The sequence below is a fragment of the Fertoeibacter niger genome, from assembly GCF_009380135.2.
GTDB classification, from domain to species: Bacteria; Pseudomonadota; Alphaproteobacteria; order Rhodobacterales; family Rhodobacteraceae; genus Fertoeibacter; species Fertoeibacter niger.
In genome coordinates, this window is sequence record NZ_WHUT02000008.1 from 239,523 (window position 1) to 260,394 (window position 20,872).

The window sequence follows — 20,872 nt, forward strand, 5'->3', positions numbered from 1 at the left end:
ATATCAAATGAAAATCTGCCGCTATGACGAGGGCAAGTTCGGGGTGGTGACGCCCGAGGGCGTTGTCGATGTAAGCTCTGCATTCGCCGACCTGCCCCGATCATCCTATCCCTATCCTGCCCATGACGTGATGATCGCGGGTCTGGCAGAGATCGTGACGCGGATCGACATTTCTGGAAAGCCGGTAATACCGATGGACCAGGTTCAACTGCGGCTGCCGCTGTGCAATCCGGGCAAGCTGGTGGCCGCACCGGTGAATTACGCGCGGCACCTGGAGGAAGTCCGGGACCAGGCAGACCTGAACCACGGCAATGCCGCCCATATGAAGCAGATCCGCGAGATCGGATTGTTCCTCAAGGCCACGTCATCGCTGATCGGGCCCGATGCGCCGGTTGTCATTGGCGATGGGCAGCGCCGCAACGACCACGAGATCGAGCTTGCGGTGGTGATCGGCAAGACCTGCAAGAACGTGTCATCGGCGGATGCGTTGGCCCATGTCGCGGCCTATGCCATCGGCCTTGACATGACGGTGCGCGGTCCGGAGGACCGCAGCTTCCGCAAGTCGCTGGACAGCTATTCGGTGATTGGGCCGTGGCTGGTCACGGCGGACGAGATCCCCGATCCGGGCGCCCTCGGCTTTGAACTGACGGTGAACGGTGTGGTCAGGCAGAAGGCTCATACCCGCGATCTGGTATTGGGCGTGGCCGAACTGATCGAGATGGCAAGCTCCTGGTATACGTTGCACCCCGGCGACATCCTCTTTACCGGCACGCCGGAAGGCGTGGGCGAGGTGAAGGCCGGCGATACGATGGTGGCCCGCATGGATGGCATCGGCACGATGGAAGTCACCGTGCGCTAGGATCCTGCCAAGGCCCCGGTGCAGACCGGGGCCGCTGACTGACCCGCGATCGTGGTTCAGATCTTCACGTCTGACCCCGATCCGGGGGCGAACAGTGCCTCGACCGGGACACGCTCCCGCGTCAGCCCCTGTTCCTGCGCATGCCGCACGGCGGTTTCCAGTGTGGCGCGGTTTGGTCCGACCCCATAGGGCCAGAAGTCGCTGCCCATCACGGCCTGAGTGCGGGCCAGATCATCGGCCAGCCACGGCAACATCACTTGCAAGACGCCCACCTCGCGCAGCCCGTCCATCGCCCGCGCCTTCGCAGCGCTGAACGCCTTGAACAGGGATTGGGCCAGCCACGGATGGGCCTTGGCCAGGCTGCGGCGCAGGGCAACCACATGCATGATCGGAAAGATGCCGGTGCGCCGAAAATAATCCTCTTCGCGCGCGCGACGGTCAGGGAAAAGATGCCGCATGCCGCCCGGCTGACCCACGGAAGATGGTGCCCGGGCCGAGATGATCGCGTCGATCTGACCCTGCTGGGCCAGTCCGGTCAGCGTTTCGGACGGTCCGCACGATGTGACGCGGATCGTTTCCGGCAGCCGCAGCGGTGCCTTCTCGTGCCGGCCGGCCTGCTCCAGCCCACCCGTTGTCCACGCGATATCGCCAGCCGAAATGCCGTGATCGTCCTGCAAAAGACCGCGTGCCCAAAGGGCTGCGGTCATCTGATACTCTGGCACGCCGACACGGCGGCCCCGCAGGTCTTCGGGGCTGTCGATGCCACTCCCCTCGCGGACATAGATTGCCCCATGCCGGAAGCTGCGTGACAGGAACACGGGAATGGCCAGATACTCTGCCGTGCCTGACGCGCTCTGCACCAGGTAACTGCCAAGCGACATCTCGGTGACATCAAACTGCTGCGATCCGATGGCGCGGGCAAATGCCTCTTCCGCGCCGAGAGGGATCGTGTTGACCGAGCAGCCTTCGACCGTGACAGTCCCATCCAGAATGGCCTGTGTGCGATCATAGGGGTGCAACGCCATCGAAAGTGCCAGCTTGGCCATGGGTGGCTTGTCCTTCCGCAGTTGAGTCGTGTCGCCGGGCGATCCAGCCCCTGCCGGTGTCCGGGATCGGATCGTCTGGCTCAGGCCAGCTCCTCGCGCCAGAAACCAAGGTTTTCTTGCGCCGCGCGATCCGAGGCGCAGAACAGGATTGTATCCTGTTTGACCTGCATCTGCCGCATCTTCCAGCTTGGAATGATGGCCACGTCATTCTCTTCCAGCGTCACCTCGGTTTCGGCGATCTTCAAGGTGACTGACCCTTCGGACACCAGCACGATCTGTGAATCGGTCGAACGGCTGGGCTTCGTCTGGAACCCGGCCGGCAGGTGCGTCAGCCACGTTGCCATCGTCGGCATGACCCACCCGCCATCGTTCGGGTTGGCATATTTCAGCTGGAATCCGTGATGCGCGTCGATGTCCCAGTCGCGACTGACCCCCATCAGCGCCGAACGGCTGCGGTCATAAGGGTATGAGATTACCGGGCTGGCAAGGCCGTAAGGCGCGTCCTTGCGGATCGGAAGCATCCCCTTGCCCCAGCGGTTGTTCGACGCATGCTGTGACAGGCGGACATTCTGGACGCCGTGATCGCCCAACTCCTCGCTGAAGGCGGCCTCGAAGAAGTTGACCATCACCACGTCCAGCACGTCCAGCCAGATGACCGGCGTCTTGCCATCTGTGCCATGATCGTGGAACGCGCCGTTTGGCGTCACGACGAAATCGCCGCGCTGCATGAAGGTGCGCTCGCCCGCGACGGTCGTATGTCCGCCCTCGCCCTCGATGATGAAGCGCATCGCCTGTGCGGTGTGCTTGTGCGCGGGGGCCACCTCACCCGGCAGCACCAGTTGAAACCCGGCGTATAGCGTGTTGGAAATCCGTGACAGACCGGCAAGGGCCGGGTTTTCCAGCACCAGCACGCGCCGCTCCGCCTCTTCGGCGGTCAGCAGGCCACCCGCCTCCATCAGCAGTTCGCGCACCTCGGGGTAACGCCAGAAATGCGCGCGCGCCTTGCTCTTGGGTTCCGGCGGGACCAGCCCCTTCAAGACTTCCCAGAGCGGCGCCAGCGCCAGCGGGGGCAGCCTGGTCATGAAGTCCTCAAGGCGGGACGGCGCGATTTCGGTCTGTGTCATGGCAACTCTCCAAATCATGGGATTTGCTCAAGATACACATGAATTATCGTTTTACAATAATTTTGTCTTGTATTTGCGCTGGCTCGGCACTCGCTGTCCGCTTGCTGGCCTTGGGAGAGCCGAGGCTTTCCGACGCGATGCGCATGCATAACCACACATTTTTCTTGCATTACGATAAATTATGCAGTCTTTTGTCTCTGGGGACTCCTCTCGCGGCGCGTGGGCCGAGGGTGGTCCAGATGCCCAGGCAGGAACAGGACGGGGGCCATTGTGAATATTCTTATCGTAGGCGGAGGCATCGGCGGTGTCGCTTTGGCCCTGGCACTTGCGCGGCACGGTATTGCCAGCACCCTGGTTGAGGCCGCGCCTGTTCTGGGCGAAATCGGTGCCGGCATTCAGCTGGGCCCGAACGCGTTTCACGCGCTGGAAAGCCTTGGGCTGACTGATCTTCTGCTGCGGGACGCCGTGACGGTCAAGGCGTTCGATCTGATGAATGCCGATACCGGGGGGCGCATCCGCCAGTTTGATCTGGCCGATCCCTTCCGCGCGCGTTTCGGCTATCCCTATGCCGTTGTTCACCGTGCCGATCTTCACACGGCGCTTTTGCGGAACGCCGAGGCGACGGGGCTGGTTGACATCCGCACCGACCATCGGGTGACCGGCTATACACGCACCGGCGAACGTGCCCGTCTTCATCTGGCCGGGCGCCCTGATCTGGAGGCAGACCTCATCATCGGGGCAGATGGTATCCGGTCGGCGATCCGCGAGGCAATGCTGGGCGACGGCCCGCCGCGCGTGTCCGGGCATTCTACATTCCGGTCCGTCATTCCGCTGGAGAAGATGCCCGAGGATCTGCGATGGGATTCGATGACCATCTGGGTGGGCCACAAGGTGCATGTGGTCCATTACCCGTTGAAGGGATGGAAGTCGTTCAATCTGGTGGCAACAGTCCACGAAGCGAACGATCGCCCCGTGGCGGGAGAGCCGGTCGCCAATGACCATGTGCTGCGCGTGTTCGGCCATCTGTCCGACACTGTGTTGCGCGCGATCACGGCGGGTGAAGACTGGAAAAGGTGGGTGCTGTGCGACCGCGACCCCGTTCTGACCTGGGCGGACGGGAACGTGCTGCTGCTGGGGGATGCCGCGCATCCGACGCTGCAATACTTCGCCCAGGGCGCCTGCATGGCGATTGAGGATGCCGTCTGCCTGGCTGGCCTGATAGAGTCCGGCCGGAACACCGCCAGCATTGCAGCCGACTATTCCCGCGAGCGTCAGGCCCGGACGGCCCGTGTTCAGATCGGCTCGCGGCTGATCGGGGACAATGTGTTCCACCCCGGCGGCGCGGCGGCGGCGGCGCGCGATGACGTATTCGCCAACATGACAAACCCTGCCTTTTACGACCATATGAGCTGGCTCTACGACTATCGCGTCGATCAACGCGTAGCGGCCATCGGCGGCGTTTAGGGCAAGGTTGCCACCCGTCCGCTTGCCCGATGTCGCGCAAACCGTGAAGGCAAAACACGAAATCGAATAAAGACAACGGCCTGTCTTGGGGCCGTCCAACTCAAGGCCCGTGCCCTTTCCTCCATCCGGGTGGCGTCACAGATGCAAGGCCCGCCCCAGTGCCCGCAGGCTCGCCTCGTGAAAGGCTTCGCCTCGGGTGGGATGGGCGTGGATGGTCGCGGCCACATCGGCCAGGGTCGCGCCCATCTCGATCGCCAACGCAAATTCGCCCGCACATTCGGCAACGCCCGCGCCCACGGCTTGAATGCCCAGGATCTCGCGGCCTGCCGGATCGGCAACGACGCGGACAAAGCCATCGGTGCGATGGGCGGTCAGCGATTTGCCATTGGCGGCAAAGGGAAAGGTAGCGACCTTTGCGCCTTGCGGTGCCTGATCGGGCAGCAGGCCGACCGAGACTATTGCAGGATCGGTGAAGCAGACGGCGGGCATGGCGCGGCGGTCCCATGCCTTGCGGTGCCCGGCCAAAAGCTCTGCCACCATCTCGCCCTGGGCCATGGCGCGGTGCGCGAGCATGGGTTCGCCCGTCACATCGCCGATGGCATAAACCCCGGCCATCGAGGTGCGGCATTGCGCGTCGATCTTCAGGAAAGGACCAGCCATGTCCAGTTGCAGGCCCTTGATGCCGTTGGCCTGACTGCGCGGCTTGCGGCCCACGGTGACAAGAACCTTTTCGGCCGGGACTTTCAGGACCGATCCGGCATGCTCGACCGACAGCATTTTCCCGGCATGGGCACCGGCCTTTGCCTCGGTCAGGACGGTGATCCCCAAAGCCTCCAGCGCGGGGCGTAGCGGCGCGGTCAACTCGGCATCCCAGGCGGACAGGATGCGCGGTCCGGCCTCCACCACGCTGACCTTGGCACCCATCTTGGCATAGGCCATTCCCAGCTCCAGCCCGATATAGCCGCCGCCCACCACCGCCAGCGTCGCAGGCACCGCATTCAGCGCCAGTGCGGTGGTCGAGGACAGGATATCGCCACCGAAGTTCAGATGGGGCAAGGCTACCGGCTCGGACCCCGTGGCGATGATCAGCGTTTCGCAGCGGATCGAAACCCGGCCCTCCGCAGTCTCCACATCCGCCGTCTTGCCGTCGCGCAACTCGCCGCGGCCCTGGATGACCCGGACCTTGGCCTTCCGCAAAAGCCCGCTTACGCCTGACGACAGCTGCTGCACGATCCCATCCTTCCAGCCCATCGTCGCCGCAAGGTCGAGGGCCGCCCCCCCGGCGCGGACACCAGCCACGGCGGCCGCGGTCAGTTGCGACAGGCGGTGGAATTCCTCGGCCACATGGATCAGCGCCTTGGAGGGGATGCAGCCCACGGTCAGGCAGGTGCCACCAAGCGCCGCCTCTTCGACGAGGACGGTATCAAGCCCTAGTTGCCCGGCGCGGATGGCGCAGACATAGCCGCCGGGGCCGCCACCGATGACCAAAATCCGGCAGGTGATCTGGTCCATCTCATGGCTCCACGAACAAGAGGGCAGGAGTCTCCAGCAAATCCTTGATCTTCTGGACGAAAACAGCGGCATCCCAGCCATCGACCACCCGGTGATCAAAGCTGCAGGAGATGTTCATCATCTTGCGCGGCTCGAAGGTCGATCCGGTCCAGAAGGGCCGGGTTGCCATGCGGTTGATGCCGATGATGGCGACCTCGGGCACGTTGAGTATCGGCGTGGTGGCAAGTGCCCCGAGGGTGCCCAGCGAGGTGATGGTGATGGTCGATCCCGAAAGCTCGTCGCGAGTGGCGCGGCCCCCTCGGGCCGCGTCGGCCAGACGGGCGATCTCGCTTGCCGTTTCAGTCAGGCCAAGGGCCTCGGCGTGGCGCAAGACGGGCACGACAAGACCTTGCGTCGTCTGGGCCGCGATGCCGATATGCACCGCACCAAAGCGGCGGACAAGGCCGGCGTCCGGGTCGTGGTGGGCGTTCATCATCGGCTGATCGGCCACCGCCTGCACGATGGCGCGGGTGATCAAGGGCAGCAGCGTCAGCCTGGGCGTGCCGGGGCGCGATCTGGCACGGTCGTTCAGGCGCAGGCGCAGGATCTCCAGCGCGCTTGCGTCCACCTCCTCGACGATTGTGATATGGGGGACGCGGCTTGCCTCCTGCATCCGCTGGCTGATGCGTTTGCGCAGGCCGATGATGCGGACCTCCTCGACGCTGTCCCTCAGGCGGGGGCCGCGGTCAGAGTGGGCGCGCGCGTCAAAATTCGCGACATCCTCGCGCAGTATCCGCCCCTCGGGGCCAGAGCCCGTGACAAGGCGCAGGTCAACCCCGGTATCGCGCGCCAGCGCCCGGACCGAGGGCGCAGCCAGGGGCGCGCCCGTGTGGCGGGATGGTGCGGCTTTGGTGGCGGCGGGCCGAGAGGGCTGCAGGGCCGGATCGGCCTTGATCACCGGAGCAAACGCGGCGGCGGGATGCGCCTGCGGTTCCGTGCCAAGGTTTCCCTCGCCCGCTACTTCCAGACGGATCAGTTCGGCCCGCACGGCGAGGGTTGCCCCCACCTCGGCCGCCAAGGCAATGACGCGGCCAGCGACGGGGGTGGGCACATCAACCGTGGCCTTGTCGGTCATCATCGCGGCGATAGGCTGATCCTCGGCCACCAGGTCGCCGGGTTTCACGAACCATTCGGCAATTTCTGTCTCTGCGATGCCTTCGCCGATGTCGGGAACGCGGATGATATGGATACCCATCACTTCACCTCCAGCACACGGTGACAGGCGGCGGCCACGCGGGCCGGGCCGGGGAAGTAATCCCATTCGTTGGTATGAGGATAGGGCGTGTCCCAACCCGTCACGCGCTCAACCGGGGCCTCAAGGTGCCAGAAGCACTCCGCCTGAACGAGGGCCGCGAGTTCCGCGCCGAAGCCCGAGGTGAGGGTCGCCTCATGCAGCACGACACAGCGGCGCGTTTTGCGCACCGAGGTGGTGATGGTTTCAAGATCCAGCGGCAGAAGGGTGCGCAGGTCGATGACCTCTGCGTCAATGCCGCCTTCCTGCACGGCGGCCAAGGCCACATGCACCATCGTGCCATAGGCGAGAACCGTCAGCGCCGCCCCCTCGCGGCGGATCACGGCCTGGCCCAGCGGCAGGGTGTAGGGGCCTTCGGGCACTTCACCCAAGGGATGACTGCGCCAAGCGGTGACAGGGCGGTTGTGGTGGCCATCAAAGGGCCCGTTGTAGATGCGCTTGGGCTCCAGAAAGATCACCGGGTCGGGATCGGCGATGGCTGCCAGCAAAAGCCCCTTGGCGTCATGCGGGTTCGAGGGCACGACGGTTTTCAGCCCCGCCACATGGGTGAACAACGCCTCGGGTGACTGGCTGTGGGTCTGGGCGCCAAAGATGCCGCCACCAGTGGGCATGCGGATAACCATGGGGCAGGTAAACTCGCCAGCCGAACGAAAGCGCAGACGCGCGGCCTCGGACACGATTTGGTCATAGGCCGGATACATGTAGTCGGCAAACTGGATCTCGACCACGGGTTTCAAGCCGTAACTGGCCATGCCGATGGCGGCCCCGACGATGCCAAGCTCCGAGATCGGCGTATCGAAACACCGCGTCTCGCCGTGTTTCTTCTGCAAGCCTGCGGTGCAGCGGAAGACGCCGCCGAAAAAGCCCACATCCTGGCCAAAGACCGTAACTTCGGGGTCTTGGGCAAGCGCCACATCCAGCGCGTCGCGGATGGCTTCGATCATCGTCATGCACGGCATCCTTCAGAACCCCGCTTGCTGGCGTTGGCGCCGCAGATGCGGGGGCATCTCGGCATAGACATCATCGAACATCTCGGCGGGGCTGGGGCGACGACCGCTGTGCAGCGTGCCGATGGCCTCTGCCTTTCTCTGTGCAGCAGCAATCTCGGCCATGACCTCGGCCTCGGCCTGGATGTGGCGTTCCGCGCTCCAGGCACCGCGGGCGATCAAGTGCTGTTTCAGCCGCAGGACCGGATCACCCAGCGGCCAGCAGGCATCCTCGTCCGAGGGGCGATAGGCAGACGGATCATCTGACGTTGAATGGCCCGCCGCGCGGTAGGTGACATGTTCGATCAGCGTGGGGCCGAGGTTTGCACGGGCGCGTTCAGTGGCCCAGCGGGCCACGGCCAGCACGGCCAGATAATCGTTGCCATCCACCCGCAACGCAGGGATGCCAAACCCATGGCCACGCGCCGCAAAAGACCCCGCCCCGCCCCGCGCCAGCCCCTGGAACGTGGAAATCGCCCATTGGTTGTTGACGATGTTCAAGACGACCGGTGCCCGGTAGGTCGAGGCAAAGACCATGGCCGCATGAAAATCGCTTTCAGCGGTCGAGCCATCGCCGATCCAGGCTGCCGCGATCTTGTCATCGCCCGCGATTGCCGATCCCATGGCCCAGCCCACGGCCTGAATGTATTGCGTGCCAAGGTTGCCCGAGATCGAAAAGAAACCGTGTTCCTTGGAGGAATAGAACACCGGCAACTGCCGCCCGCGCACCGGGTCGCCGTCATTGCCATAAACCTGGCACATCATGGTCTTGACGGGATAGCCCGAGGCGATCAGCAGCCCCGCCTGCCGATAGGTCGGAAAATTCATGTCGCCGGGGCGCAGGGCGCGTTGAAATGCGCAGGAGACCGCCTCTTCGCCCAGGTGTTGCATGTAAAAACTGGGCTTTTGCTGGCGCTGCGCCAGCAGCATCCGCGCATCATAGGCCCGCAGCTTGAGCATGTGGCGCAGACCCTCGCGGCGCATGTCGTCGGTCAGGTCGGGCATGTCGGCCCAGGGGCCCACGGCCTGACCCGTGTCATCCAGCACCCGGATCATGCCGAAAGCCAGGTCGCGCAGGGTCTCGGGGGTGGCGTCTATGGCGGGGCGGGGCATCTCGCCCGCGACCGGAACCTGAAACTGCGAGAAGTCAGGGGCGGCGCCGGGCCGGACATCAGGCGCCGCGAAACGCAGGCTGAGGGCGGTGTGGGTCATGGATGCAGGTCTTCCGACAGGGACATGGCATGGATGCAAGGGATGCCCATCACGCGAAGGGCATAGGTGCGTGGCGGAACGCTGCCCGCCCCGACAAACGCAAGGCGGACCGCAGCGTCAGTCTGCGTGGAAAGGACTGAAAGTTGGGCCAGGTCAAAACCTGCCCGCGCCAGCTCGTCCAGTGCTCTTTGCACGGCTTGAAGCGGGGCTGCGGTGCGGAATTCGATGGTTGGCACAGTGCGCCTCTTTCTGGAAGTCACGAAAAGCCTAACTGCAAAACCAGAAAATATTCTTTTGATCTTTTGGCAATTTTGCTATTTTGCAGATGATCCATTTGAATTATTCGGAAATGGCAGCATGAGTTCTTCAACCTCTCTGGATGCAATCGACAGACGCATTCTGCGCGAGCTGGTAAAAGACGGGCGTATCACGAATGCCCAACTGGCAGAGCATGTCGGCCTGTCGCCCAGCCCTTGCTGGCAGCGCACAAGGCGGCTGGAGGATGAAGGCTACATCCTCGGCTATACGGCGCGGCTGGACCGTGACCGGTTGGGCGTGTCCGAAACCGTGCTGATCGAAGTGACCATGGACCGGCACGACGATGCCGTGCTGGAAACCTTTGGCCGCCAGATGGCGGAAATGCGCGAGGTGATCGAGGTCTGGCTGGTAACGGGGGAATATGACTACATCATCAAGGTCGCGGTGAATGGCACGCGGGGCTATGAAGAGTTCCTGCGAAACCGGCTTTATCGTGTGCCGGGCATCCGCCATTCGCGGTCAAGCTTCGCACTTCGCTGTCTGAAAGAAGGCGGCGTCCCGATCCCAGACTAGCAACCAAAACTCTCAGGCGGTTTTCAAGGCGTGCGCGCTTGTCCGTGCAATGCCGCGCAAGGGATGGGCCGCCGTCTGTCTGACTGGCATGCGCGGCAACAGGACTACCCGCAACAACGCTGCGCTGGTGGCCCGGATCTGTGAGCCCTGATCTGTGGTCAGAAGGTTGAGATCTGGGCCACCGCCTCGACTTCAACCAAGGCGCCCAAGGGCAGGGCCGCAACGCCGACGGCGGTGCGGGCGGGGTAGGGGGCGGTAAACTCCGATTCCATGACGCTGTTGACGAGGGGCCAATGGTCAAGATCCGTCAGATAGACGGTCAACTTCAGAATGCTGCCGGTGTCGCCACCCGCCGCCGTGACGATGGCGCGCAGATTTGCAAAAACCTGCCTGATCTGGGCCTCCGGCTCCCGGGGAAGGGTCAGCGTGGCGGGATCAAGCCCGATCTGCCCGGCGGTGAACAGCAGGTTGCCAATGCAGCGCCCCTGGGAATAGGGACCAAGGGCGCGCGGCGCATCGGGGGTGGTTATCTGGGTCATGCGGCCTCAGCTTTCCGGATCAGGCATTTCGCCCGGAGTCATCTGGCGATAGCGAAAGTTGCAGTGCGTTGCACCGCTGGCCAAGGTCTGGGTCCGGGTCAGCCGCACCCCGCGCAGCGCATAGGATTCTTCGTCCATGCCACAGATCATTGGCAAGATGTCAGTGTCGCCGGTTTTTCCGCACAGTTTGCAGAAACCGCACTCCTGATAATTCAGGCCAAAATCAAAGGTTTCGCCATTCTCTTGGCCCGGTTCGACAAAAGTGTAGACGAAATCGCCGGGGTTTTCCTTGTTCTGGCTTTCGAGGGCCAGGAAACGCAACCGGTCAAGCGAGGCGGGTGACATGAAGGCATGACCAAGCGCAGAACGTGCGTCCCTGTCCATTGCGCCAAGCCGGGCCAGAAATGTGCGCTGCAAAAGGTGGGCAGCGACGGGTTTGGGCAGACCATGGGCGATAAGCACCCGACCCAGGGCGATCACCCCGGCGTTCTGTTCGAAATATCCCGTCATGCGCCCGCCATCGCCCCCGACCCAGGGCAGCGCCGCGATCACGTCTTGCAATTGGGTCGCGATCTCGGGCCAGAGGGCGTCAATGTCAAGCTGCGGCGCTGCACGTGCAAAGGCGGGCGCGGCAAGGCGCAGGCTGTCTCGGAACTCCGCCGCGATCTGCGGGGCACGGGCGCTGTAATAGGGATGCGTCATGCCCGCGGCCCCCGCCCGGCAAGAATTCGGCCTGCGGCCTCAACCACAAGGTCGATGCCGCTGCGATCGATATCCAAATGGGTGACGGCGCGGATCGTGGTTGGCCCTTGGATGCTGACCCGCGCTCCGACCGACCACAGGGCACGGTCGAACTCGACCGCCGTCATCCCGGAATCCGTCAGGTCTGCAAAGACCATGTTGGTTTCCGGCGTGCGCACCGCGACCCCCGGCAAGGCGGCAAGCCCGCTGGCCAGCGTCTGAGCATTGGCATGGTCGATCGCCAGCCGGTCGATGTTGTGATCCAGCGCATAAAGACAGGCCGCCGCCATCAGGCCCGCCTGCCGCATGGACCCGCCCAGCCGCTGTTTCCAGCGCCAGGCCGCGTTGATCGTGTCCCGGTCGCCGGCCAGCACGGCACCAAACGGCGCGCCGAGCCCCTTGGTAAAGTCCATGTAGACGGTATCGGCCAGCGCCCCATAGACCGCAGGCCCGACCCCGCTGGCCACACAGGCGTTCATCAGTCGCGCGCCGTCGATATGCACCGCGAGCCCGGCATCGCGCGCCAGTGTGGCAATCTCGGTCATCTGGTCCATTGGCCAGACAGCGCCGCCGCCCAGATTCGTGGTCTGTTCAAACACCACCACCCGGCTGTGTGGCAGAACGCGTGCCACGCGGCGCAAGGCGGCGCGCACCGTATCGGCATCGAACATGCCGCGTGGCCCGTCCAGCGGGCGGACCATCGCGCCTGCCAGTGCCGCAGCGCCGCCAGCCTCGAAATTGAGCAGATGCGAGTCGCGGTGGGCCAGAATCTCGTCGCCGGGGCGACACTGCACCAGCATAGAGATTTCGTTGGCCATGGTGCCCGAGGGAACGAACACCGCCGCCTCCTTGCCCAGCATCGCAGCGACCCGTGCCGTCAACCGGTCAACCGTCGGATCCTCGCCATGCTGTTCGTCGCCAACCTCGGCCTCCAGCACCGCGCGCAGCATGCCGGGGGACGGGCGGGTTTTCGTATCACTGTAAAGGTCAAAGTCAAAGCGGGTCATGGGTGGCCTGGTCGGTTCCGTGGTCATGCGGGATACCCCGCGTGGCGGCTGACAATTTCGATCATGCGGAACAGACCGCGCAGGGCAAGGCGCGTCGGTGCCTCCAGCAGGTTGCCATTGCCGTCCACGTTGCCAAGCCCGTTCGACACCCAGATATTGCCGTCGAATGTGATGGTGGGTGCCAGGCCCATCTGCTGCAGCCCGGCCTGGATCAGGTTGGTGCCAGCATACATGTCCTCGACGGTGAAGATTGGAATACCCATGGCGGTGTTGCCATGCGCATCCGGCGCACCCCAAGTGCCGTTGTAGGTCAGTTCCACCACCAGCGAATTGCGCGACTTGAAGATCGTCCACCCCTGGCGCAGAGGCTCGGGCATGGTCTGGAATTCTTCGACTACCAGTTCGTGCAGCCGGTCCAGCGCACCCAGCACCGCGCCGGGCCGCTCTCGCAAGATGCGCATGGCTGCAAGCGCGCCGACCAGCGCCTCTTTGCCCGGATCAATCGCATTGAACGACGCCTTGCCATGTGACGACAGGCCCCCGGCGCGTGGGCCGTGGATGCCAAGCGCCCGGCGGATCTGGATCATCGGTTCTTCCTTGCCGATGATCAGGCCGCAGGTGGGGGCGCCGGTCACTTTGTCCATGCTGTAAACCATCACATCGGCTCCCAGTTTGCGGATGTCGGCGCCGACGATGGGCGCTGACCAGGCGTTATCGACGATATAGGGCACATCATATTCCTGCGCGATGCGCGCCATGCCGGACTGGATCAGCGGTGTGCCGTCAGGGCCTTTCTGCCCATAGCCGTAGCCCGGAGTATCATAGGCCAGCGAGGCAAGACCAACCAGCGATCCCGCATGGCGTTCGGCCATTGCCTCCAGCCGCGCCACTGTTGCGGGCGCATCGACGTGCAGCAGGTTGAGCGCCGGATGGTGCTTGATGCCATGCGCCGTGTAATCGGCACCGGCCATCCGCACCATGGCGACGTCCAAATCTGCCACGCGCTTTCCCTGAATGCCGTATTCGCCCGAGCTTTCGCCCTGTTCGGCCAGATATTCCTTGTATTTCGGCGGAAAGGGGCGGCCATAGGCGCCCGGGTGGTGCATGAACCGCTCATACAGCGCCAGATACCGCCCGCGATAGGGTGTGCCCCTGCCCAGTGTCGGCGGCGCGCACAGCACGTCAAAGGCCACCATCAATCCCGCTTCGCAGGTGTTGACAAGCGCCGCATCGTAGCCGTCGCCATAGGTCTGCTTGATCAGATGGCGGATTTCCTCGTCCAGCGCCGCGCTGGAGACGGGCTTGAAGGCTGTGGCGTCCATCGCCTCGGCCACCTCGCGCCGCAGCGCACCGTGCATGGCCGAAACCGCGCCGGTCAGGCCGACGGTGCCGCGGGTCTCGGGCGTGATGCCCAGATCGGCGCCGGCTGCCCGCGCCTCGGCAAATATGGTTTGCGCGTTGGCGCGCAGATGGCGGTAAAGTTCGTAACGGTAGCTCCAGCGAGCCATGGCAGTCTCCAAGCATCTCAGGGGGAGGGCGGTGCCCATTCAAAATTTCGGTCAAGGGGCCAGATTGGCCGCTGCAGCCCGCGAAAGGTAAAGTTTTCCAGCACGTTGCTGGTCAGGCCCGGCACGTCGACCTCGTGGATCCGGTCAGGGGTGAAGAATTCGTCAAAGCCTGCCCGGAAGTGGGCGCAGCTTTTCAGCACGGCAACGCGGGCTTGGGCTATGTCAATGCCGAACATCTCGAACGGCATCGGGTCGGCCGGCTGTTCGCGCAGCGAGGTGACGACGACGCGGATGCCGGAACTGTCGAGTTCCACCAGCGCACTCGGTCCCAGTCTGATTTCGCGTCCTGCATCGCGGCCCCGGCGCCCGACGACCGTCCCGTCATGCAGCCCGCGCACTGTGACGGGGCATGCGAAGCTGCGGGTAAACTCGGATTCGACCGGGGCAAAGCAGGCGTCAAAACGCGCGCCGACGCCTGCCGCATGGGCCTGTGCAGATAGTGCAGGGTCGCAGAACAACCCCAGGATCACGCCGCCCACGTGGGCTTCATGCAGGGCACGCAGCAGCCACGTGGTGTTGCCCAGCCCACCGCCTCCCGGATTGTCTGCCACATCCGCCAGGATCAGCGGCGCGCGCCTACCCATGGCCGCCTCGGCCGCGATGCCTACAGCCTGATCCAGCGACAGCAGATCTGCGAAATATCTGTGACGATCGGCCCAGGCAGCGGTCGCGATGCGATTGGCCAGAGCATCCGCAAGTGCCTTGTCGCCCTCGGTCGTTACATTCACCGTGATCCCGCATTTCGGCAGGTCCGATAACACGAACCCCGCTGTGACCGAGATGTTGACAACCGGGGTTGCGCCAAGTTGCCTCGCCAAGTGCAGCAGGTCTGCATAGGGCCCCTCGCTTGACAGCATTGTTGTCGCCGGCCAGGGCACAATCGGCACCCGCACATGCGCTTTGGCGGTGCGCAGGCGTTCCGGTCCGGTCATGCGACGCAGGATGTCAGCCGCCTCAGCTGCACATTCACGATGGTCCACATGCGGGTTGGTGCGATAAGCCACCAGCGCATCCCCCGCCTCGACCATGCGACGCGAGACGTTGCAATGCAGGTCATGGGTGATGACGATGGGGATATCCAGCCCCACCAAATTGCGGATCCGCAGCACCAGCGTGCCGTCGTTGTCATCATCGCCGGTCGATAGCGACCCGCCGTGGCTGCACACATAGACGGCATCCACCGACCCGGCCGCGCGCAACCGGGTTTCGGCAATCGACAGGAATTCGTCGAACACAGCCTGTTCCACAGGCCCGCCGGGCTGGGCTGCCAGCACGATCAACGGCACCGGCTCCCATGGCCCGGTGGCATCCATCCTGGCATAGAACCCTCGCAGTTCCAGCGGCAAATGGCTGACCTGGCGGGCCCGGGCGGAGATCGCGTCACCTTCTTCCCAGCACTCAGCCAGAAAATCCTGTTTCGTTGTCGGCGGGGCAAAACCATTGGCCTCGAGATGCAGGCCAACGATGGCGATGCGGGGGCTTCTGAGCATGTGACCTCGTGGAAGATCTGTACGATAAGCGGAAATAGAAAGTATACTTTAGTTGCGTCCAAGCCGGAGCTCTATCTGGAACCAGCGCTCCAGCCATCAGGGAGCGGTTGGTTGCAACTGGATCTCTGACAGCCGGTCGGTCAGCTTGCGCGCGCCGCGCAGGATATGGTCCGACACCAATGAAGCCGTGCCCGGATCCTGACGCGCATAGGCGTGCAGGATGGCTTCATGCTCTTCGGTAACCTGTTGGCGGCTTGTCGCGGTGTCATAGACCTCGCGCACATAGCGGGCGGTGCGGGTGTGCAACTGACGCAGGTGATCCAGGATATACGGCTTGCCCGCGGGCACATACAGCATTTCATGAAAGCGCCAGTTCAGATCCCATCCCACGACCGCATCTGTCGTGGCACGCAGCTGGGCGTTGCGCGCGCTGGCCGCGCCGATGTCGGCTTCGGTTGCCCGCGGCATGGCCAGCCCCAGCAGCCAGCCCTCGATCTGGGCACGCAGCTCGAACAGCTCCATCAGATCCCGGGGAGAAATGCCGGTGACGACGGCGCCGCGATGGAACTGCTGCGAGATCAGCCCCTCGGCTTCGAGAAGGTGCAGCGCCTCGCGGACGGGAACCTTGCTGACGCCGAATTCCTGCGCCAGCTGCTCCTGCAGCAGTTGCTCGCCCTCGGCATAGTCGCCCGACAGGATGCGGCGCCGCAGTTCTTCGGCGACCTGACCCGCCATGGTCTGGCGTTTTAGATGGACGGGCGGGCGGGCAGAGCGGATAGGGGCGTTTCCCATGCAGATACCTGTCTTTTGCGGCGGGCCCGGACCGAACACGGCCCGGATCAAGGATACATTATACATTCATCGTGCTACAGTGATCGTCGCAACGCGCCAAGCTCTTGCTGCACCAGTTCAACCCAAAAGGCGACTCCATGCGGGATTGCGGCATCGTTGAAGTCGTAATCCGGGCGATGCAAGCGCGGGGCAGGGTTCAGGCTGTCGTCGCCGTTGCCAATGTGGGCCATGCAGCCCGGCACCACCTGCATCATTTCGGCAAAGTCCTCGCCCCCGGTGCTTGGCGGACGGTCTGGAACAAAATTCTCCTCACCCACCGCCGCGATGGCTGCGGCGCGTGCGGCGAGCGCCGGGGCTTCGGCATTGATCACGGCATATCCGCTGCGCCAGTAGGCGACTTCGGCGGTGCATCCCTGCGCAGCTGCGTGCATTTCGGCGAGGGTGGTCAGGCGTGCCTTCAGCACTTCGCGAACATGCGGCAGATAGCTGCGGCAGACTCCGGCCACCAGAAGTTCCGTCGGCATGATATTGGGCCCATCCAGCGCCCCGGCCGCAACATGGCCGACCGACACCACGGCAGTTTCCTGGGGGGCGACATTGCGGCTGACGATTGTCTGCACCCCCAGCAGGAAATGCCCTGCCGCCACCGTCACATCGGTGGCAAGGTGTGGCGTTGCGCCACCATGTCCGCCGGTGCCCCGGAAAGTCACGCGCCAACGGTCGCCCGCCGCCGCCACAGGGCCGGGGCGCACAGCGATCTTGCCGATCGCTGCGCCAGGCCAGTTGTGCATGCCGTAAATCGCGTCACAGGGATAGCGGTCGAAAAGACCGTCGGCAACCATTGCGCGCGCGCCGCCGCGCCCTTCCTCGGCGGGCTGAAAGATCAGGATCACAGTGCCGGAAAAATCGCGGTTCTCTGCCAGATGACGGGCCGCACCCAGCAGCATCGTGGTATGTCCGTCATGGCCGCAGGCATGCATGACCCCCGGCGTGGTCGAGGCCCAGGGCAAGCCCGTGGTTTCTGCAATCGGCAGGGCATCCATGTCGGCGCGCAAGCCGATCATCCGCTGACCGGGAAGGCGACCGTGGATGATCCCCACCACCCCGGTCTTGCCGATGCCTGTCACGGTCTCGATCCCCCAGCTGCGCAAACGGTCCTCGACCATTGCCGAAGTGCGGAATTCCTCCATCCCCAGTTCGGGATGGGCATGAATGTCGCGGCGCAGGGCCACCAGATCGTCCAGAACAGCGGCAGGGATCATCGCAGCGCTCCTTTCAGGGCCCGCACGAACCGTGCGATATCCTCGCGTGAGTTGTAGAAGAATGGCGTGGCGCGCAACAGCGGGCCCTTGGATGCCACGTGGATGGATTGTGCCGCCAGCGCCCGTTGAACCGCAGCGGAATCGGGCACCGGCAGGCTGGCGACGCCGGCACGGGCATAGGGTGGCGCGGCAAGTTCGATGCCCAGATCCTGCAGATCTTCCGCCAGCCAGTCGACAAGGGCCGATGTGCGCCGGTGGATCGTGCCCCACCCCAGCCCTTGCATCAGGTCCATTGATGCCGCAAGCGCAAAGAGGCCGGGGTAATTGACATGGGCGAACCGGAAGCCATCGCCCTCGTCAGGGTTAAGATAGCCGCGGTAGGCCGGGCGTAGCATCGCGCGGGCCCGCGGCCTTAACACACAGACCGACAGGCCAAAGCCTGCCAGCATCCATTTGAACACACCGGCCGCAAAGACATCGACATGGTCAAGCGGGATCGGCGTAGCCCCAAGCGCATGGATGCCATCCACCACGAACAGCGCGCCCTGCGCTTGGCAGGCCTGGCCGATCCGGTCCAGATCCACTCTCGTGCCGCTGGCCGACTGCACATGCGCCGTGGCGACCAGCCGGGTGCGCGGGGTGATGGCGGCGATCAGCGCCTCGGTCCGCTCGGCTTCGGAGGGGATGGCCACAGGTTTCAGCGTTGCGCCGGCCCGTTCCGCCGCGAGCCATGCCAGCCGGACCGATGGGAAGTCATCCTCGGCGAACACCACCTCGTCCCCCGGTTGCCAGGGCATGCTGTGCGCGACAAGGTTCAGCGCATCGGTCGTGCCTGACAAGAACTCAATCTCGGGGCCCTCCACCGCCAGGAATGTCGCCAATGCGCCGCGCACATGCGCGGCCCTGTCCTGCCAGATGGCGCGGCCGTTATACCCCATCGTCTTTGCAACATCATAGAACTGCGCGGCGGCCGCCCCCATGCCTGCCGGCGCAAGGCCGGCGCTGCCTGTGTCCAGATAGACGCAGTCGCGCGTAACCGGGAAAAGCGCGGCGCAGCAGGCCGGTGCGTCCTCGGTGACTGTGTTGGTGTTCAGCATGGAATCGGCCTTCGACGAGGTGGCACGCACCAGTTGAGGCGAAGGCTAGTCGTCCGGAGCGCTTCAAACAAGTATCTTTTATCTGTTAGACGAAATTAAAGAGATAACTTATATTTTATCTTGACGCATCGGAAGCCTGCTGTAACCTGCCTGTAATCGGAACGCAGACAGACGATTCCGCAATCAAGCCCACCACCGCATGGGGGAAGGGCCAGACCCAGACAGGGATGAAGCCATGAAGGAACAGGAAATTCGCGGCCTGATCGGCCGCGTCAAGCAAGGTGCAATGTCGCGGCGCGACTTTGTGCAGCGTATGCTGGCTGTGGGCCTGACTGCACCGCTGGCAACCACCATGCTTGCACACAACGGCATCGCCCATGCCCAGACGAGTTTCGACTACACGCCCACCAAGGCAGGCGGTGGTGGCACGGTCAAGCTGTTGCAATGGCAGCCAGCTTCGCAGTTGAACCCGCATTTTGCGGTGGGTTCGGCTGACCAGCATGCGATCTATCTTTTCTACGAACCTCTTGCCAGCTGGGATGAAGAGGGCAACCTGACCCCCATCCTGGCCGAGGAACTGCCAAGCGTGGAAAACGGCGGCGTATCGCAAGACGGAACCTCAGTCACATGGAAGCTGAAGCGCGGAGTGACCTGGCATGATGGCACGCCATTTACCGCCGATGACTGCCTGTTCACGGCCGAATTCGCGTCGGATCCTGAAACGCTGGCCTATACGATGGGCACCTACCGCGATGTTACCTTCGAAAAGATCGATGATCACACCATCCGGCTGGTCTTCAAGACACCCAGGCCGTTTTGGCCCGACGCCTTCGTCGGCACCCGTGGGCTGATCCTGCCCAAGCACCTGTATCAGGACTATCGCGGTGCCAGGGCCAAGGATGCCCCGATGAACCTGCGCCCCGTGGGCACCGGGCCATTCATCATCACCAATTTCGTGCCGGGCGACCTGATCTCGGCCAAGGCGAACCCGAACTATCACGTTCCGAACCGCCCCTACTTTGACGCGATTGAAATGAAGGGCGGCGGCGATGCGGCCTCGGCCGCGCGGGCGGTCTTGCAGACGGGCGAATATGACTTTGCCTGGAACCTGTCGGTCGAGGACGAGATCCTCGACAGCATGGGTGCAAGCGGTCAGGGCGAGGTGCGGCTGATCGCAGGCGCAAACATCGAACACATGCAGCTGAACACCACCGACCCGTGGACCGAGGTCGATGGTGAACGCGCCAGCGTGACCACGCAGCACCCCGTTTTCAAGGACAAGGCGGTGCGAGATGCGCTGGCCCTGCTGGTCGACCGTGCCGCAATCGCCGAGTTCATCTATGGCCGCTCGGGCGAGGCGACGGGCAACTTTATCAACACCCCGGACCGCTTTACCTCAAAGAACACCAGCTGGGAGTTCGACATCGACAAGGCGAACGGCCTTCTTGATGCCGCCGGCTGGGTCCGCGGGCGCGACGGCATTCGCGAAAAGGACGGGGTGAAGCTGTCGCTGGTGTTCCAGTCGCCCACGGCCGGCCAGCGCCAGAAAACCCAGACCGTCGTGAAACAGGCCTGCGAGGAAGCCGGCATCGCCATGGAGTTGAAGGTCGTGGCGCCTGGCATCTTTTTCTCGGCCGATCCGGGCAACTCCGACACGTTCGGGCATTTCTACTGTGACATCCAGATGTATACCTCGCCCATGCGCGAACCTGATCCGGGGCTGTTCATGCAGCAGTTCCTGTCATCGGAAGTCTCGGCAAAGGCGAACAACTGGCAGTTGCGCAATGTCACCCGCTGGCGCAACGCCGAGTTCGACGAACTCGAGGCGGCGGCCTCGGTCGAGATGGATCCGGTGAAACGTGCTGCCATGTTCATCCGCATGAACGATCTGATCGTCGAAGATGTGGTCGTGATCCCGCTGATCTACCGCAAGGTGGCGGCCGGGCTTCGCACGGGACTGAAGGCCCCGCTCAGCACCTGGACCAGCTATCTTTGGCGCGTGTCGGACTGGCACTATGATGCCTGAGGCAGTAACCCTGCGACCTGGCGAG

The 20,872-nt window shown here is 63.9% G+C and carries 19 protein-coding genes; 4 read left to right on the top strand and 15 right to left on the bottom strand.

The genetic code is table 11. The annotated features are described in order from the left end of the window. Positions 1-7 precede the first annotated feature (7 nt). Positions 8-859: a fumarylacetoacetate hydrolase family protein gene (locus GEU84_RS14680; RefSeq protein WP_152827375.1), complete on the top strand. Its 852-nt coding sequence runs from the start codon at positions 8-10 to the stop codon at positions 857-859. A 56-nt stretch (positions 860-915) separates the two neighbouring features. Here the strand turns inward: GEU84_RS14680 and GEU84_RS14685 are convergent, their stop codons facing one another. Beyond that, on the bottom strand, positions 916-1,905 hold the full coding sequence (locus GEU84_RS14685; RefSeq protein ID WP_152827377.1) for an ABC transporter substrate-binding protein: 990 nt from the start codon (positions 1,903-1,905) through the stop codon (positions 916-918). Positions 1,906-1,985: 80 nt separating this feature from the next. Continuing rightward, positions 1,986-3,029, bottom strand: a complete 1,044-nt coding sequence (locus tag GEU84_RS14690; protein WP_152827379.1) for a cupin domain-containing protein — start codon at positions 3,027-3,029, stop codon at positions 1,986-1,988. A gap of 270 nt (positions 3,030-3,299) precedes the next feature. Here GEU84_RS14690 and GEU84_RS14695 point away from each other — a divergent pair, with 270 nt between their 5' ends. After that, on the top strand, positions 3,300-4,493 hold the full coding sequence (locus tag GEU84_RS14695; RefSeq protein ID WP_338144807.1) for an FAD-dependent monooxygenase: 1,194 nt from the start codon (positions 3,300-3,302) through the stop codon (positions 4,491-4,493). Positions 4,494-4,628: 135 nt separating this feature from the next. On the opposite strand, the gene lpdA is transcribed toward GEU84_RS14695, so the two are convergent. Genes lpdA through GEU84_RS14720 form a run of 5 tightly spaced genes read right to left on the bottom strand, consistent with a single transcriptional unit; the run spans position 4,629 to position 9,730 of the window. Then, complete coding sequence (lpdA, locus tag GEU84_RS14700) at positions 4,629-6,005, bottom strand: dihydrolipoyl dehydrogenase (protein WP_152827383.1); 1,377 nt, start codon at positions 6,003-6,005, stop codon at positions 4,629-4,631. 1 nt (position 6,006) lies between these two features. Continuing rightward, the gene (locus GEU84_RS14705) at positions 6,007-7,239 is read right to left on the bottom strand and encodes a dihydrolipoamide acetyltransferase family protein (protein WP_152827385.1); all 1,233 of its coding nucleotides are present in this window, start codon (positions 7,237-7,239) and stop codon (positions 6,007-6,009) included. Continuing rightward, a complete protein-coding gene (locus GEU84_RS14710) occupies positions 7,239-8,255 on the bottom strand; it encodes an alpha-ketoacid dehydrogenase subunit beta (RefSeq protein WP_152827387.1) in 1,017 nt (338 codons plus the stop codon). Before GEU84_RS14710 ends, GEU84_RS14705 begins: the two co-directional genes overlap by 1 nt. A gap of 3 nt (positions 8,256-8,258) precedes the next feature. Next, a complete protein-coding gene (locus tag GEU84_RS14715; protein ID WP_152827389.1) occupies positions 8,259-9,494 on the bottom strand; it encodes a thiamine pyrophosphate-dependent enzyme in 1,236 nt (411 codons plus the stop codon). After that, positions 9,491-9,730, bottom strand: a complete 240-nt coding sequence (locus GEU84_RS14720) for a hypothetical protein (RefSeq protein WP_152827391.1) — start codon at positions 9,728-9,730, stop codon at positions 9,491-9,493. Before GEU84_RS14720 ends, GEU84_RS14715 begins: the two co-directional genes overlap by 4 nt. A 121-nt stretch (positions 9,731-9,851) precedes the next feature. Between GEU84_RS14720 and GEU84_RS14725 the strand changes: the two genes are divergently transcribed. After that, positions 9,852-10,325: an Lrp/AsnC family transcriptional regulator gene (locus GEU84_RS14725; protein ID WP_152827393.1), complete on the top strand. Its 474-nt coding sequence runs from the start codon at positions 9,852-9,854 to the stop codon at positions 10,323-10,325. Positions 10,326-10,483: 158 nt separating this feature from the next. On the opposite strand, the gene GEU84_RS14730 is transcribed toward GEU84_RS14725, so the two are convergent. The 8 genes from GEU84_RS14730 to GEU84_RS14765 form a co-directional block, all read right to left on the bottom strand. Continuing rightward, positions 10,484-10,864, bottom strand: a complete 381-nt coding sequence (locus GEU84_RS14730; RefSeq protein WP_152827395.1) for a Rid family detoxifying hydrolase — start codon at positions 10,862-10,864, stop codon at positions 10,484-10,486. A 6-nt stretch (positions 10,865-10,870) separates the two neighbouring features. Next, positions 10,871-11,566 (bottom strand): L-2-amino-thiazoline-4-carboxylic acid hydrolase, encoded by a 696-nt coding sequence (locus tag GEU84_RS14735; protein ID WP_152827397.1) that lies wholly within the window; start codon positions 11,564-11,566, stop codon positions 10,871-10,873. Next, positions 11,563-12,612: a threonine aldolase family protein gene (locus GEU84_RS14740; protein WP_217438581.1), complete on the bottom strand. Its 1,050-nt coding sequence runs from the start codon at positions 12,610-12,612 to the stop codon at positions 11,563-11,565. Before GEU84_RS14740 ends, GEU84_RS14735 begins: the two co-directional genes overlap by 4 nt. Positions 12,613-12,635: 23 nt before the next feature. Beyond that, positions 12,636-14,120: a hypothetical protein gene (locus tag GEU84_RS14745; protein ID WP_152827401.1), complete on the bottom strand. Its 1,485-nt coding sequence runs from the start codon at positions 14,118-14,120 to the stop codon at positions 12,636-12,638. Positions 14,121-14,137: 17 nt separating this feature from the next. Next, positions 14,138-15,670, bottom strand: coding sequence for a M81 family metallopeptidase (locus tag GEU84_RS14750; RefSeq protein WP_152827403.1), 1,533 nt, complete (start codon positions 15,668-15,670; stop codon positions 14,138-14,140). A 96-nt stretch (positions 15,671-15,766) separates the two neighbouring features. Then, positions 15,767-16,405, bottom strand: coding sequence for a GntR family transcriptional regulator (locus tag GEU84_RS14755; protein WP_174539895.1), 639 nt, complete (start codon positions 16,403-16,405; stop codon positions 15,767-15,769). Between the two features lie 131 nt (positions 16,406-16,536). Then, positions 16,537-17,724: a M20 aminoacylase family protein gene (locus GEU84_RS14760; RefSeq protein ID WP_152827406.1), complete on the bottom strand. Its 1,188-nt coding sequence runs from the start codon at positions 17,722-17,724 to the stop codon at positions 16,537-16,539. Then, positions 17,721-18,821, bottom strand: a complete 1,101-nt coding sequence (locus GEU84_RS14765) for an aminotransferase class V-fold PLP-dependent enzyme (RefSeq protein WP_152827408.1) — start codon at positions 18,819-18,821, stop codon at positions 17,721-17,723. Before GEU84_RS14765 ends, GEU84_RS14760 begins: the two co-directional genes overlap by 4 nt. Before the next feature lie 235 nt (positions 18,822-19,056). Between GEU84_RS14765 and GEU84_RS14770 the strand changes: the two genes are divergently transcribed. Then, complete coding sequence (locus GEU84_RS14770) at positions 19,057-20,847, top strand: peptide ABC transporter substrate-binding protein (protein WP_152827410.1); 1,791 nt, start codon at positions 19,057-19,059, stop codon at positions 20,845-20,847. Positions 20,848-20,872: the final 25 nt, after the last annotated feature.

Bases quoted from the DNA above. Each gene is read 5' to 3' on its own strand.
- GEU84_RS14685 (WP_152827377.1), bottom strand. From the start codon at position 1,905: ATGGCCAAGCTGGCACTTTCGATGGCGTTGCACCCCTATGATCGCACA.
- GEU84_RS14680 (WP_152827375.1), top strand. From the start codon at position 8: ATGAAAATCTGCCGCTATGACGAGGGCAAGTTCGGGGTGGTGACGCCC.
- GEU84_RS14740 (WP_217438581.1), bottom strand. From the start codon at position 12,612: ATGACCCGCTTTGACTTTGACCTTTACAGTGATACGAAAACCCGCCCG.
- GEU84_RS14710 (WP_152827387.1), bottom strand. From the start codon at position 8,255: ATGCCGTGCATGACGATGATCGAAGCCATCCGCGACGCGCTGGATGTG.
- GEU84_RS14730 (WP_152827395.1), bottom strand. From the start codon at position 10,864: ATGACCCAGATAACCACCCCCGATGCGCCGCGCGCCCTTGGTCCCTAT.
- GEU84_RS14755 (WP_174539895.1), bottom strand. From the start codon at position 16,405: ATGGCGGGTCAGGTCGCCGAAGAACTGCGGCGCCGCATCCTGTCGGGC.
- GEU84_RS14750 (WP_152827403.1), bottom strand. From the start codon at position 15,670: ATGCTCAGAAGCCCCCGCATCGCCATCGTTGGCCTGCATCTCGAGGCC.
- lpdA (WP_152827383.1), bottom strand. From the start codon at position 6,005: ATGGACCAGATCACCTGCCGGATTTTGGTCATCGGTGGCGGCCCCGGC.
- GEU84_RS14745 (WP_152827401.1), bottom strand. From the start codon at position 14,120: ATGGCTCGCTGGAGCTACCGTTACGAACTTTACCGCCATCTGCGCGCC.
- GEU84_RS14690 (WP_152827379.1), bottom strand. From the start codon at position 3,029: ATGACACAGACCGAAATCGCGCCGTCCCGCCTTGAGGACTTCATGACC.
- GEU84_RS14705 (WP_152827385.1), bottom strand. From the start codon at position 7,239: ATGGGTATCCATATCATCCGCGTTCCCGACATCGGCGAAGGCATCGCA.
- GEU84_RS14725 (WP_152827393.1), top strand. From the start codon at position 9,852: ATGAGTTCTTCAACCTCTCTGGATGCAATCGACAGACGCATTCTGCGC.
- GEU84_RS14735 (WP_152827397.1), bottom strand. From the start codon at position 11,566: ATGACGCATCCCTATTACAGCGCCCGTGCCCCGCAGATCGCGGCGGAG.
- GEU84_RS14715 (WP_152827389.1), bottom strand. From the start codon at position 9,494: ATGACCCACACCGCCCTCAGCCTGCGTTTCGCGGCGCCTGATGTCCGG.
- GEU84_RS14770 (WP_152827410.1), top strand. From the start codon at position 19,057: ATGAAGGAACAGGAAATTCGCGGCCTGATCGGCCGCGTCAAGCAAGGT.
- GEU84_RS14765 (WP_152827408.1), bottom strand. From the start codon at position 18,821: ATGCTGAACACCAACACAGTCACCGAGGACGCACCGGCCTGCTGCGCC.
- GEU84_RS14760 (WP_152827406.1), bottom strand. From the start codon at position 17,724: ATGATCCCTGCCGCTGTTCTGGACGATCTGGTGGCCCTGCGCCGCGAC.